This is a genomic window from Leifsonia sp. GW821-FHT13C09 (genome assembly GCF_058806435.1).
In genome coordinates this window covers 446,190-459,670 of sequence record NZ_JBXAPS010000001.1, presented here as the reverse complement: position 1 = coordinate 459,670, position 13,481 = coordinate 446,190, and the positions used below count along the sequence as shown (strand labels likewise).

The 13,481-nt window shown below is 70.3% G+C and carries 14 protein-coding genes; 4 read left to right on the top strand and 10 right to left on the bottom strand.

The features are described 5' to 3' along the window. Positions 1–69 precede the first annotated feature (69 nt). From AC1ROW_RS02125 to AC1ROW_RS02085, 9 genes are all read right to left on the bottom strand, one after another. Entirely contained in the window at positions 70–1,509 is a 1,440-nt protein-coding gene (locus AC1ROW_RS02125) for an ABC transporter permease (protein ID WP_493017214.1), read from the bottom strand. Further along, a complete protein-coding gene (locus AC1ROW_RS02120; protein WP_493017213.1) occupies positions 1,506–2,258 on the bottom strand; it encodes an ABC transporter ATP-binding protein in 753 nt (250 codons plus the stop codon). Before AC1ROW_RS02120 ends, AC1ROW_RS02125 begins: the two co-directional genes overlap by 4 nt. A 111-nt stretch (positions 2,259–2,369) precedes the next feature. Beyond that, a complete protein-coding gene (locus AC1ROW_RS02115; RefSeq protein WP_493017212.1) occupies positions 2,370–3,059 on the bottom strand; it encodes a response regulator in 690 nt (229 codons plus the stop codon). Continuing rightward, entirely contained in the window at positions 3,056–4,924 is a 1,869-nt protein-coding gene (locus tag AC1ROW_RS02110) for a sensor histidine kinase (RefSeq protein ID WP_493017211.1), read from the bottom strand. The genes AC1ROW_RS02115 and AC1ROW_RS02110 overlap by 4 nt, the downstream gene beginning before the upstream one ends. 93 nt (positions 4,925–5,017) lie before the next feature. Further along, complete coding sequence (gene era / locus AC1ROW_RS02105) at positions 5,018–5,911, bottom strand: GTPase Era (RefSeq protein ID WP_493017210.1); 894 nt, start codon at positions 5,909–5,911, stop codon at positions 5,018–5,020. Then, complete coding sequence (locus tag AC1ROW_RS02100; RefSeq protein WP_493017209.1) at positions 5,908–7,260, bottom strand: hemolysin family protein; 1,353 nt, start codon at positions 7,258–7,260, stop codon at positions 5,908–5,910. Before AC1ROW_RS02100 ends, era begins: the two co-directional genes overlap by 4 nt. A gap of 7 nt (positions 7,261–7,267) precedes the next feature. Next, positions 7,268–7,729 (bottom strand): rRNA maturation RNase YbeY, encoded by a 462-nt coding sequence (gene ybeY / locus AC1ROW_RS02095; RefSeq protein ID WP_493017208.1) that lies wholly within the window; start codon positions 7,727–7,729, stop codon positions 7,268–7,270. Continuing rightward, on the bottom strand, positions 7,726–8,748 hold the full coding sequence (locus AC1ROW_RS02090; protein WP_493018345.1) for a PhoH family protein: 1,023 nt from the start codon (positions 8,746–8,748) through the stop codon (positions 7,726–7,728). The genes ybeY and AC1ROW_RS02090 overlap by 4 nt, the downstream gene beginning before the upstream one ends. Positions 8,749–8,839: 91 nt before the next feature. Further along, positions 8,840–9,205, bottom strand: a complete 366-nt coding sequence (locus AC1ROW_RS02085; protein WP_493017207.1) for a histidine triad nucleotide-binding protein — start codon at positions 9,203–9,205, stop codon at positions 8,840–8,842. A 138-nt stretch (positions 9,206–9,343) separates the two neighbouring features. On the opposite strand from AC1ROW_RS02085, the gene AC1ROW_RS02080 reads away from it, so the two are divergent. The 4 genes from AC1ROW_RS02080 to AC1ROW_RS02065 all read left to right on the top strand — a co-directional run bounded on the left by AC1ROW_RS02080 (position 9,344) and on the right by AC1ROW_RS02065 (position 12,701). After that, complete coding sequence (locus AC1ROW_RS02080) at positions 9,344–9,631, top strand: hypothetical protein (protein ID WP_493017206.1); 288 nt, start codon at positions 9,344–9,346, stop codon at positions 9,629–9,631. Then, on the top strand, positions 9,621–11,591 hold the full coding sequence (locus AC1ROW_RS02075; RefSeq protein WP_493017205.1) for an alpha/beta hydrolase: 1,971 nt from the start codon (positions 9,621–9,623) through the stop codon (positions 11,589–11,591). Before AC1ROW_RS02080 ends, AC1ROW_RS02075 begins: the two co-directional genes overlap by 11 nt. A gap of 80 nt (positions 11,592–11,671) precedes the next feature. Continuing rightward, positions 11,672–12,232 (top strand): hypothetical protein, encoded by a 561-nt coding sequence (locus AC1ROW_RS02070; RefSeq protein ID WP_493017204.1) that lies wholly within the window; start codon positions 11,672–11,674, stop codon positions 12,230–12,232. 121 nt (positions 12,233–12,353) lie between these two features. Continuing rightward, positions 12,354–12,701 (top strand): hypothetical protein, encoded by a 348-nt coding sequence (locus tag AC1ROW_RS02065; RefSeq protein ID WP_493017203.1) that lies wholly within the window; start codon positions 12,354–12,356, stop codon positions 12,699–12,701. Positions 12,702–12,745: 44 nt separating this feature from the next. On the opposite strand, the gene AC1ROW_RS02060 is transcribed toward AC1ROW_RS02065, so the two are convergent. Continuing rightward, positions 12,746–13,474: a 16S rRNA (uracil(1498)-N(3))-methyltransferase gene (locus tag AC1ROW_RS02060; protein ID WP_493017202.1), complete on the bottom strand. Its 729-nt coding sequence runs from the start codon at positions 13,472–13,474 to the stop codon at positions 12,746–12,748. Between the last annotated feature and the right edge of the window lie 7 nt (positions 13,475–13,481).

The window sequence follows — 13,481 nt, the reverse complement described above, 5'->3', positions numbered from 1 at the left end:
AACCAGTATCGGACACCCAGCCTGCGGATAGCTGAGGCTTGATGAGCGTCCAGGAAACCTGGAGTCTCGCTACTCGACGGCGAGGGCCTCCACGGGCGCGACGCGGGTGGCCCGGCGGGTCGGCGCGACCGAGGCCCCGACGGTGAGCACCGCAGCAGCCGCGACGATCAGCCCGATGAACAACCACGGGATCGCGGGCGGGACGAGGCCGCCGCCCGGGAGCTGCCCGAGCAGAGTCTGCGCGCCGATCCAGCCGTAGAGCGTGCCCAGGACCAGCCCGGAGAGCACGGCGGCGACGGTGAGCTGCGCGCTCTCGGCCAGGATCATCCGGCGCACCTGCGCGGCGCTCAGGCCGAGCGCCCGGAGCAGGCCGAGCTCCCGCCGGCGCTGCAGCACGCTCAGCGACAGGCTGTTGACGACGCCCACCGCCGCGATCACCGCGGAGAAGCCGACCAGCCCGCTGAAAACGAGCATGGTGACTGTGAGCACACTCTCAGCGCCTTGGTAGAGTTCGGGGTCCTTCGCGGCCGCGCCGCGGATGATCGTGAGCCAGGTCTGGGTGGCGACGACGAACATCGTGATCAGCGTGACGCCGATGACGAGGCCGATCGCGGTGCGCGAGCTGCGCTCCGGGTTCCGAACGGCGTTGGCCGCCGCGAGCCTCCCGGCCGCGCTCGCGCCGAACAGCAGGCCGACGCCGCGCAGCACCGCGGGGAGGAAGAGCGGGGCCGCGACGATCACGCCGGTGAACGAGAGCAGTCCGCCCAGCATCGCGATCAGCACCCCGAAGCGGCCGAACTCGACGAGCCCGGTGTTCCCCGACTTCACGAACGCGCCGAGCCCGAGCAGCAGGCCGAATCCCAGCAGCGCGGCGCCCGGCAGGATGAGCAGCGCCGCGGCCACGATGCGCCCCCGGCTCCGCACGGCCGCGGACGGCCGCTCCTGCGCCGCGCCCAGCGCCTCCACCGGGGCAACGGTCAGCACCCGCCGGCTGCCGATCCATGACGCTGCCCAGGTGGTGAGGACGACGACAACCGGAGGCGCGAGCAGCGACGGCGTGACGACCGGATAGAGCACGTTCGGGAGGACCTCCCACCAGATCAACACGCGAACGGCGGCCAGCGCGAGCACCACGGCGACGACGCCGCCGGTGAGCGCGCCGATCAGGCCGACGGCGAGGCCCTCCCCCGCGACCGCGCGGCGCTGCGCCTTCGAGCTGGAGCCGAGCAGGCGCATCAGGGCGATGGTGCGGGTGCGGCCGGCGATGACGGTCGCGAACGTGTTCGTGGTGACGATGGCGCCGACGAACACGGCGATCACGAAGAAGATGCCGGCGACGAGCGCGAGGGCGAACCGGGCCGAGCCGTGGGCTCCCATCGGCGACGCCCCGATGTAGGCGCCGAGGACATTGGTGCAGGCCAGCAGCGCGACGCCGAACGCGGAGCTGAGGGCGGAGACGAGGACGCTGGCGCGGTGGTCGCGCGCGTTCGCCCGAAAGGCGCGGATCACGCGCGCGCCTCCATCCCGAGCATGTACGCGGAGATGTCCTCCGCGCTCGACCGCTCGCGCTCGGCGACGACCCGGCCGTCGGCGAGGAACACGATACGGTCGGCGTAGCTCGCGGCCACGGGGTCGTGCGTGACCATCGCGATGCTCTGGCCGTAGCTGCGGGAGGCATCCTGGAGCACGCCGAGGACCTCCCGACCGGTGCGGGAGTCCAGGTTGCCGGTGGGCTCGTCCGCGAACACGAGGTCGGGGCGCGTCGCCAGGGCGCGCACGATCGCGACGCGCTGCTGCTGGCCGCCCGAGAGCTCGTGCGGGCGGTGGGTCAGCCGGTCGGTCAGGCCGAGCAGCTCGATCAGGCCGTCGATCCACTCGCGTTCCGGCAGCGTCGGACGGCGCCCGTCGATCTCGAAGGGCAGCAGGATGTTCGCGCGCACATCCAGAGTCGGGACGAGGTTGAACGACTGGAAGACGAAACCGACGCGGCGGCGGCGCAGCACGGTCAGCTCGGCGTCGCCCATGCTGCTGATCTCGGTGTCACCGAGGAAGACGCGCCCGCCGGTCACGGAGTCCAGGCCGGCCATCACGTGCATGAGCGTCGACTTGCCGGACCCGCTCGGGCCCATGATGGCGGTGAACCGTCCGGCGGGGATGCCGACGGTCACGTCGTCGAGGGCGGTGACCCGGTTCGGGCCGGTTCCATAGGTCTTCGTCGCGCCGTCGACGCGCGCCACCATCGTGTCGGGAGTGTCCATGCCTCCAACCTAGGAAGCGGCAGGCGCCGGCGGATCGGGCTGGGGATCCACAGAGGATCAGCCCAGAGGATGATCTGCGGGTGAAATCGCCCGCCCGCTCATCTGCCCGACTCACTCCGCCCGCTCGGCGGCTCCCCCGGTCAGCCCGTGCTCGAACGCGTAGACCACCATCTGCACCCGGTCGCGCAGGCCGAGCTTGGCCAGGATGCGGCTGATGTGCGTCTTCACCGTTGCCTCGCTGAGGAACTCCGTCCCCGCGATCTCGGAGTTGCTGAGCCCGCGCGAGGCGAGCACGAAGATCTCCCGTTCGCGGCTGGTGAGCGAGGCGAACTCCGGCGGCGTCTGCGTGGCCTGCCGGCTGTCGGAGAAGTACTCGAACAGCTCCCGGGTCGCCCCGGCCGCGATGACCGCGCTGCCGGCGTGGACCGTGCGGATGGCGGCGAGCAGGAACTCGGGCTCCGCGTCCTTCAAGACGAAGCCGCTCGCGCCGCTGCGGATCGCGCGCGCCGCGGCCTCGTCCAGGTCGAAGGTGGTGAGGACGATGATGCGGGCCGGCGCGCGGCCCTCCCGCTCCGCCTCCTCCGTGATCCGCGCGGTGGCGGCGATGCCGTCCATGACCGGCATCCGGATGTCCATGAGCACGACGTCGGGGCGCTTCTCCCGCACGAGGGCGACGCCCTCCCGTCCGTCCGACGCCTCGCCCACGAACTCCAGGTCCGGCTGCGAGCCGATCAGCATACGGATGCCCGCGCGGAACAGCGCCTGGTCGTCGACGAGCGCTACCGCGATCGGGGCGCTCACGCGCGCACCCCGGAGACCACCGGCAGGAACGCCGTAACCACGAAGCCGTCGTCGGCGGGGCCCGCGGACAGCGAGCCGCCCGCCAGGGTCGCGCGCTCGCGCATCCCGGGCAGGCCGTGCCCGATGCGCGGGAGGCCGCCGGCGGCCAAGGGTTCCGGGGTCGGTGTCTTCATGCTGTTCCTCACGGTGATGACGATGCCTGGACCCGAGTCGGCGCCGCCCGCCTGGGCGAGCACGACGGAGACCGGGCGGGTGGTGTCCCCGTGCCGGAGGGCGTTGGTGAGCGCCTCCTGCACGATGCGGTACGCGGCGATCTGCTGCGCTGAGCCGAGCCCGTCGAGCTCGCCGCGGCGCTCCATGACGACCGGGAGGCCCGCCGCGCGCACCTGCTCGACCGTCTGGTCGACGTCGGCGAGCGACGGCTGCGGTCCTTCCGGCTGGCTCTGGCGCAGCTCGGCCAGCAGCACCCGCACGTCGACGAGCGCGGAGCGGGCGGTCGCCGCGATGGTCTCCAGCGCCGTGTCCACCGCGCCCGGGTCGGCGTGCCGGGCGTAGCGGGCGCCATCGGCCTGGGCGATGACGACCGCGAGCGAATGCGCGACCACGTCGTGCATGTCGCGGGCGATGCGGGTGCGCTCCTGCTCGACGACCACGACCTCCTCGGCGCGGTTGCGCTCGAGTTCCGCCGCGATCTGCGCGTGCCGGGAGGCCCGGGCGTTCCGCCAGGTGCGGGCCAGGAGGCCGAGCACCCAGGACAGGCCGAGCACGGTCGCGCTCACGACGAAGAGGAAGGCGAACTGGAGCGCCATTCCGGTGAGCTGGGACGACAGCAGGTCGAAGTAGCCCTGCGCCAGCGCGGACGTCAGCGTCAGGTAGAGCGAGGCGACCAGCGCGCCCACTCCGGCCGAGATCAGTCCGGCGTAGCGGACGACCTTGTCGCCGTAGAGCGCCGTCGCGTACAGCACGACCAGCACGGCGATGTCGCTGACCAGGATGTTGTGGCCGGTCGTCATCTGCACCACGGCGGCGAGCCACGCGATGGCGAGCGACACGGCGGGCGACATCCGGCGCAGCGCCACGGCGACCGCGAACACGATCAGGACCAGGAAGGTCGACCGCCCGATCGCGTCGGGCACCAGGCTGGAGGTGAAGTCCGTGACCAGGCAGAAGAAGACGTACGCGACCGCGCCCGCGATGTCGAAGGTGAGCTGGGGCCGGGTCAGCCGCCGCACGAGTCGGGGGCTGTCACCCGCGTCGCCCTCCGGCGCCGGACCGCCGCCGGGCGATGCCAGCCAGACCAGCAGCGACGGCACGGGCTCGGACGTCGCGGTCGCCCGCTGCCGAGCGACGAGGAAGCCGAGCAGCCACGCACTGACGAACACGACGGCCAGCAGCAGGCTCATCATCAGCAGGCCGACGCCCTGGCTCGTGTAGTAGCCGCCGATCACCGGCCCGAACTGCGGGAACTTGAGGTCGCCGCGCACGGTGAAGAGGTACGCCATCGCCGGCGCCCAGAGGATGGCGGAACCGAACCCGAACCAGCGCACCACCCTCCCGCCGTGCGACGCGATGCCGAACAGCGCGATCGCGACGGCGACGGCGGAGATGAGGCGGTGCGGCAACGGCAGGGAGGCCGACTCGCTCAGCTCGGCGATGACCGCGAGCCAGGCGATCTCCAGCGCCACCACCGGCAGCACCCGCGACAGCGCGATGGCCGCGCAGTACAGCAGCACGGACAGGGCGCCGGCGAGATCGAACGGGAGGCCGATGACCAGCCACACTCCGAACAGCACGACGGCCAGCGCGGGCTCCAGCACCCAACGGTGCGGCGCGAGTGCGCTCAGGACGCGGGCGCGATCTGGCATATCTCTACGTTAGAGGGCCGCGGGGCGCGCGGACGCATCCGCGGGGCGGAATCATCCTGGGGATGTACGGCGGGACGACCGGAGAACGGCCTCCTAGAAACCCAGCCGCCCCAACTGCTTCGGGTCGCGCTGCCAGTCCTTCGCCACCTTCACCCGCAGCGACAGGAAGACCTTCTTCCCCAAGAGCTCCTCGATCGGTTTCCTGGCCTCCGCGCCGACGTCGCGGATGCGGGCGCCGCCCTTGCCGATCACGATCGCCTTCTGGCTGTCGCGCTCCACGAACAGGTTGGCGTAGACCTCGACCAGGTCCTTGTCGTCGCGCTCCACGATGTCGTCGATCGTCACCGCGAGCGAGTGCGGCAGTTCGTCTTCTACGCCCTCCAGCACCGCCTCCCGGATGTACTCCGCGATCCGGTCCTCCACGCCCTCATCGGTGATCGCGTCCTCCGGGTAGAGCGGGCCGGGCGACTCCGGCAGCAGCTTCATCAGCTCGGACGTGAGCGTCTCGAGCTGGATGCGGCTGGTCGCGGAGATCGGGATGATCGCCTCCCACTCGCGCAGCGCGGACACCGCCAGCAGCTGCTGCGCGACCTGGGTCTTGCCCGCGGCGTCGATCTTGGTGACGATCGCGACCTTCTTGGCGTTCGGGTAGTCGTCGAGCTGGTCGTTGATGAACCGGTCTCCCGGGCCGATCTTCTCGTCCGCCGGCACGCAGAAGCCGATCACGTCGACGTCGCCGAGGGTGGACTGCACGAGCGTGTTCAGCCGTTCGCCGAGAAGGGTGCGCGGCCGGTGGATGCCGGGGGTGTCGACGAGGATGAGCTGGCCGTCGCGCTGGTGCACGATGCCGCGGATGGCGCGGCGCGTGGTCTGCGGCTTGGAGCTGGTGATCGCCACCTTCTCGCCGACGAGGGCGTTGGTGAGGGTCGACTTGCCCACGTTGGGGCGGCCGACGAACGAGACGAATCCGGCGTGGTACTCGCTCACGCGCGGGCCTCCTTGTGCTGGCGGTCGGATTTGGGTTGCTTGTGCGTCTTCTGCGGTTTGTCCGCCACCGCCTCCTCGTGCGGCTCCGGCAGCAGCGCGGTGTCGCGCTCGACCAGCACCGTGCTCACATGCTTGTGGCGGCCGTCGATCCGGTCGACGGTGAAGCGCAGGCCGTGCACGGCGACCGTGGAGCCGACCTCCGGCAGACGCCCGAGCGCCTTGGCGACCAGGCCGCCGACGCTGTCGACGTCCTCGTCCTCGATCTCGAGGTCGAACAGCTCGCCGAGGTCGTCGATCGGGAGCCGGGTGGCGACCCGGAGCCGGCCGCCGCCGAGCTGCTGCACCAACTCGACCTCGTGGTCGTACTCGTCGGAGATGTCGCCGATCAGCTCCTCGATGAGGTCCTCCAGGGTGACCAGGCCGGCGATCCCGCCGTACTCGTCCACCACCATTGCCAGGTGGTTGGACTCCAGCTGCATCTGGCGCAGCAGCGCGTCGGCCTTCTGCGACTCGGGTACGAACAGCGCAGGCCGGGCGAGCTCGCCCATCGTGAGCGTGTCGGCGCCGAGCGCGCTCTCGTAGCTGAGCTTGGCGACGTCCTTCAAGTAGAGGATGCCGGCCACCTCGTCCGGGTCGCCGTCGATCACCGGCATCCGGGAGACGCCGGTGGAGAAGAACATCCCCATGGCCGTGCCGAGGCCGGCCGAGCTGTCGATGGTGATCATGTCGGTGCGGGGCACCATCACCTCGCGGACCACGGTGTCGCTGAACTCGAAGATCGAGTGAATGAGCTCCCGGTCGTCCTCCTCCAGCACGTCGAACTCGGTCGCCTCGTCGACGATGCTGAGCAGCTGCTCCTCGCTCGTCACCGGCGCCGAACGGGCACGGGACGGGGTGACCCGGTTGCCGAGCGCGACCAGTCCGCCCGGGATCGGGCCGAGCACGACGCGGATGCCGTGCACGACCGGCGCGGTGAGCTGCAGCAGGATGCGCGAGTTGGCGCGGCCCACGCTGCGCGGGCTGGCGCCGACCAGCACGAACGAGACGCCGGTCATGATCGCCGCCGAGAGGATCAGCGAGAGCCACCACTCCTCGAAGATCTGCTCGAACGCGAGGGTCACGAGCACCGCGGCGGTGGTCTCCGCGATGATGCGGCTGAAGTTGATCGCGTTGAAGTAGGCGCCGGGGTCCTCCGCGATCGCCGCCAGCGACTTCTTGGCCCGGGAGGTCTCGGCGAGGTCGGCGATGTCGCCGCGCGACTGCACGGCCAGCGCCGAGTCCACGGCCGCCATGAGCCCGCCGAACGCCACCAGGAGGAACGCGACGACGAAGAACAAGGTTGGGAGCATCCGGCGCCTAGCGCTGCCGGTCGTAGCGGGCGAAGCCCACGAGGATGTCGCGCTGGATCCCGAACATCTCCCGCTCCTCGGCCGGCTCGGCGTGGTCGAAGCCCAGCAGGTGCAGGATGCCGTGCGTGGTCAGCAGCAGCAGCTCCTCCATCAGGGTGTGGCCGGCGGTCTCCGCCTGCACCTGGGCGACCTGCGGGCAGAGCACGACGTCGCCGAGCAGCCCGGCCGGGGCCGGCTCCTCCTCGGTGCCGGGGCGCAGCTCGTCCATCGGGAAGCTGAGGACGTCGGTGGGGCCCGGCTCGTCCATCCACTGCACGTGCAGCTGCTCCATCGCCGCTTCGTCCACCAGGACGATCGCGAGCTCGGCGTCCGGGTGCACGTGCATGATGTCGAGCGCGTAGCCGGCCAGGCGCTGCAGGGCGGACTCGTCCACCTCGATGCCGGACTCGTTGTTGATCTCGATGCTCATCGTGTCGGGCCCTGTCGTTTCGGGAGGTGGTCGCGCGGCATGCCGGAGCGGCGTTCGGCGCGGTTCGCGAACTCGCGGGCCTCCTCGCGCTCGTACTGTCGCGCCTGCTGCCGGGCGTCGTACTCGGTGTAGGCGTCGACGATCCGGCCGACCAGGCTGTGCCGCACGACGTCGTCGCTGGTCAGCCGTGCGAAGTGGATGTCGTCGATGTCGTTCAGCACGCGCGTCACCAGCCGCAGGCCGCTCGCGGCGTTCGGGAGGTCGATCTGCGTGATGTCGCCGGTGACGACCATCTTGGAGTTGAAGCCGAGCCGGGTGAGGAACATCTTCATCTGCTCCGGCGTGGTGTTCTGCGCCTCGTCCAGGATGATGAACGAGTCGTTCAGCGTGCGGCCGCGCATGTACGCCAGCGGTGCGACCTCGATGGTGCCCGCGGCGAGCAGCTTGGGCACGAGCTCCGGGTCGAGCATCTCGTTGAGCGCGTCGTACAGCGGGCGCAGGTACGGGTCGATCTTGTCGGTGAGGGTGCCGGGCAGGTAGCCCAGCCGTTCGCCGGCCTCCACCGCCGGACGGGTGAGGATGATCCGGCTGACCTCCTTGCGCTGCAGCGACTGGACGGCCTTCGCCATCGCCAGGTAGGTCTTGCCGGTTCCGGCGGGGCCGATGCCGAACACGATGGTGTTGTGGTCGATCGCGTCGACGTACTGGCTCTGGCCCAGCGTCTTCGGCCGGATGCTCTTGCCGCGCGCGGTGAGGATCGCCTGGCTCAGCACGTCGGAGGGGCTGAGGTTCAGGTCGCTGCGCATCATCCGCGCGGAGCTGGCGACCTCGGCCGGCCCGAGGTCCTGGCCGTTTCGGACCATCTGAAGCAGTTCCTCCAGCAGCGCGCGGGCCGCGGCCACCTGCGCCGGATCGCCGGTCAGGCTGATCTCGTTGCCGCGCACGTGCACGTCGACCAGGGGGTACTGCCGCTCCAGCGTCGTGAGCAGGCGGTCCTGTGGGCCGAGCAGCCGCACCATCTGGATCCCGTCGACGCTCAGGCGCGCCTCGGCCGAACCTCCCGGGTTCGCCTGCCCGTCAGGGGTGGTGGCTCCATCCGGGGTCGTCGCGTCACTCGCTGCCAAGGCTTCCTTCCTCGAGCCCGCCGTCGGGCGAGCCCAGTATGTGGGCGTGGACGTGGAACACGGTCTGTCCCGCGCCGGCGCCGGTGTTGAAGATCAGGCGGAAGTCGCCGTCCGCGTGCTCGTCGGCGAGCTTCTTGGAGGTCGCCACCAGTTCCGCGAGGAGCGCAGGGTCACCGGCGGCCAGTTCCACGACGTCGCGGTACTGCTCGGTCTTCGGCACGACCAGCAGGTGCACCGGCGCCTTGGGCGCGATGTCGCGGAACGCGATGATGCGTTCGCTGTCGTACACGACGTCGGCCGGGATCTCCCCCGCGATGATGCGCGAGAAGATCGAGCGCTCCCCTGTCTCCATGGTGTCCATCCTATTCGTCAGCGCCTCGCGATGAGGGCGGTGCTCGGCAGGTTCTCTGCAACACCCCTGGTCCCCGGTGACATGTCGGGTGCCTGTACTCCATGTGATATGCCTCTGTGAGCAAACGAAGGGGGCGTGATGAACATGAAGGTCTCGGTCGACACGGATCGTCTGCGGGCGGCAGCCTCGGCACTGTCGGCGACGGGCGCGAAGGTGCGCGACGCGAGCTTCGACGCCGGCGACCTCGGCTCGTCCCGGATGGACTGGGCGTTCGCGGGGTTCGAGCGCTATTGGTCGGCAGGGCGGTCGGCCCTCGCGCAGAGCGAGGAGGCACTGGTGACGGTGCTGCGTTCGACGGCCGACGGCTACACGCGCCGCGACGCGGAGAGCGCGCAGATGTTCGGCGGGAGCCTCCGTGCGTTCTAGGTATCAGGACTGGTCGCCGCTGACGTTCGACTCCGACCCGACGCCGGGGAACGTGGACGCGGTGGCTGCGTGGATGGCCACACTCCGCGCGCAGGCGGAACACCACCGAGAGCTCGGCAACGCCGCGAACGAGGCGCTGGCTTCGGTCGCGGATCGGTACTGGTCGGGCCTGGCGGCGGAGGCGTTCCGGGAACGGTTGCGCGTGGTCCGGGACGCCGCGCAGACCGCGTCGACCCGGCACGGTGAGGCAGGCGATGCGGCGCAGTCGTGGGCGGAGGCGCTTTCCGCCACCCAGTACGACGCCGATCGCGCGTTGCGGGAGGCGGAGGAGGCGCAGCACGACATCGCCGTCGCGGAGGCGGCGGTCGGGGCGCTGACGGGTGACCACGCCGCACTGCTGGAAGGAGTGGCCGCGCTGGCGTCGCGTGCAGCCGGTGCCGGCTTCTCGGCGGATGCGGAGCTGTACGCCGCCCGTCAGCGTGCGGAGTCGGTGCGCAAAGACCTGCTCCGGGCCGGGCGCCGCCTGGGGGACGCCCAGCAGCGGCTGGAGGACGCCCGTGCGCTGGGACGGCGGGCCAAAGAGGATCACGAGTGGGCGGAGGCGGACTTCATCCGCCGGCTGGAGGCGGCTGCGCGGGGTGCCCTGCCCGCCTCCACCGCCTCTCAGTTGACCGCGTTCACGTCCGGTGTGGACAAGCTCGGCCGGATCCAGGCGTCCGAGCCCACGGTCGCGATGGGGAACATGACCGTGCTGCGTACGCTCACTCCGGACGAGTTGAAGGTCCTGCTCGGGCAGAACCCGCCCCTGTTGCGGCAGTTCTGGGAGCACCCGCCGGACCCGGAGGAGGTCGCGGGCTGGTGGAGCCGGCTGGCGCCGGAGACCCGCAGCACACTGCTGAAGACCGCGCCCGGGCTCTTCGGCAACCTTCCGGGGCTGCCGTACAAGGACCGGGATATCGCGAACCGGATCAGCTTCGCGAAGGCGATGAAGAACCCGAAGCTGACGGACGATCAGAAGGCCGCGCTGGGGAAAATGGGGCAGGCGCTCACCTCACCTGCCAAGGGGGTTCCGGTTCAGTTGGTGGCCTTCAACGTGTTCATGGCTCCGCCCCGGGTCGCGGTCGGCTACGGCGACCTCGACACCTGTGACAACACCACCTGGTGCGCGAGCGGGATGAAGTCGGGGGCGAAAGACTCGCTCGACGGGTGGTCGGACGCAGCCAAGAATCTCTGGAGGGCCCAACAGGAGCTCGACGTTCGTCACCCGGGTGTGGTCGCGTACCTGGAGTACGACAATCCTGATGTGGATGGGGTGATCTCCAGCGACTCGGCGAAGAAGGGCGCACCCCGGTTCGCGGCCGAACTCGACGGAAACGCCGCCACCCGTGCCACGTTCGGTCCGGGCCCTGCACCGATCACCGTCACTGCACACTCCTACGGCACAACGATGGCGTCGATCGCGCTCACGCTCACCGACTTCCGCATTGACGCGTTCGTGATGGTCGCCTCCGCCGGGATCGACACCTCGGTCGTGTCATCGCTGTCGAAGCTACGCGCCGATCACATCTACACGACGGCCGCGACACCGGACCAACTCGCGCCGTTCGGCGCGCACGCAGGCGGCCGCGCCGAACCCAACCCCGAGGTCGTGGAACCGATGGGCCGGGCGATCGGCGGCGCCGAGTCCTTCCCTTCGGACGGCGACGGCAAGGATCTCGAACCGGTAGACGGGCACAACGCCATCGGCGAGAGGGGCAGGACCACTCACGGCGGGTTCCTCAACACTTTGCCTTCCGAAGGCCACGGCTATTTCGATCCGCGGACGCAGTCCCTGCTGAACATCGCCGCCACCACCACCGGGCAACGCGACCAGATCAGCGGCGGCCTCACCACCACCACAACCGACGCCGTAGATCTCCGAGATGAGACCGCCAGAACGCGTCGCCGAGACAGATACTGACCCCGTTGAACAGCTCTCGTACCGCCGCCACCCTTGCGTCTTCCGCTCTCGCTCTCATGCTCACCCTTGGAGGTTGCGCCATGACCACCCCCGCCGACCCCGGGCCGCAGAAGACGGGTCAACAGCTCCGTGGTGAACTCATCGCCGCTGTCACAGCCGGGATTGCCGCTTCCGGCATCGCTGACGGATGGTCAAATGCCGCGGATATTCCTTGGAACCCGGAGACCGACGAGTTCATCGGACAAGGCTGCTCCGCGGGAGCAAGCGACTCAAGCAGGCGCGAACGCCTCGACATCGACCTCTACCATCCACCGCTCGGCGACCCGCTGGAGTTCGTGAAGATGATGGGCGAATACTGGGAAGGCCAGGGCTACATCGTCAGCAATGTCATCACCCCGATGACCCACCCCGACGGTCGGAAACGTGCTGTGAACCGCGCCGACCGCGCCGACGGGAGCCTCGCAGCCGGCGCCACCGCGAGCGACCGCCAGTTCGTCCTCAGCTTCTACACCGAGTGCTCCACCGACCCCACCCTGAACGACTTCTCCGGCCCTACCGGCTACCGTGCCTTCGACCCACTCGAACAGAACCCGTACGATCCAACCAACAGCCCCACGATCACCCCCTACCCCGACCGGTGACCCGGTAATGCCCGACCCTCACGCGCCGGTCCCTAGGCTGGATGACCAAACCCAAGAGACCGGACAGCAACACACCGCGACCGTCCTGGACGAACCTCCTGCGCGTCCCGCATCGCGGGTGTTGCCCGTCGTCCTGTTCTGGCTGGCCGTGGCGTTCTGGGCGTCCGGCACCCTGGTGTTCTGGACGTCCGTCTACTTCGGGACCGAGAGTCAGCGGCGCGCGAGGGAGTCGAGCTATCACAACCCCTACGCCGAGCTCGAAGTGATCGGGGCTCCTCTATTCAGTGCGGGGGTGTGGCTCCCGTTGCTGCTCATTTCCGTTCTCGCGGCCGCGAGTTCGCGCACGCGGGGCGCCCCATACCCGCGGTTCGCGCTGGCGATCGTGTGGCTGGTGTACGGCCCGATCCTTATCGTGTGTGTTCTAGCGGTTGGCTTCTATGTCTTCGTGGGCGCTGCGAATTACCTCTAGATGCGGGTGAAGCCTCGGGCCCGCGACCGCCAGCCTGGCGCCCCCTACCACCGCCCCAGCGCCGCATTCAGCACCGCCAGCGCCGCCGGCCCCGCCGTCGACGTCCGCAGCACCGTATCCCCCAGCCGCACGACCTCCGCCCCCGCAGCCAGGAACGCGTCCAGCTCCTGCGGCGCGATCCCGCCCTCCGGTCCGACCACGAGCGCCAGTGGTCGCCCGTCCGGCCGCACCGCCGTGAGCGCTGACGTCGACCCCGGCTCCAGCACCAGCACCCGGTGGGTCTCCGCCAGCGCCGCCACCTGCTTGGTCGTCGCCAGCTCGCCGACCTCCGGCGTCCACGCCCGGATCGACTGCTTGCTGGCCTCGCGCACGATCGCCGCCCAGCGGTCGCGGCCTTTCGCGACCTTGGGGCCCTCCCAGCGCGACACCGAGCGGGAGGCCGACCACGGGATCACCGCGTCCACCCCGAGCTCGGTCGCGGCCTGGACGGCGAGTTCGTCGCGGTCGCCCTTCGCGAGCGCCTGCACGAGGGTGATCGCCGGCTCCGCGCGCGGGACGCGTTCCACCGCCTCGACGTCGATGGTCAGCTCGGTGTTCGTCGCGACCAGCACCTCGCCCGACGCGACCAGGCCGCGGCCGTTGCCGATCAGGATGCTCTCGCCCGGGCGGGTGCGGTTGACCGTGGCGGCGTGCTTGGCCTCGGCACCGGTCAGGGTGAGCCGGGCGCCCACCTGGACGTCGGTGAGGTCCTCACGCAGGTAGAGCGAGCTCATCGTCCGC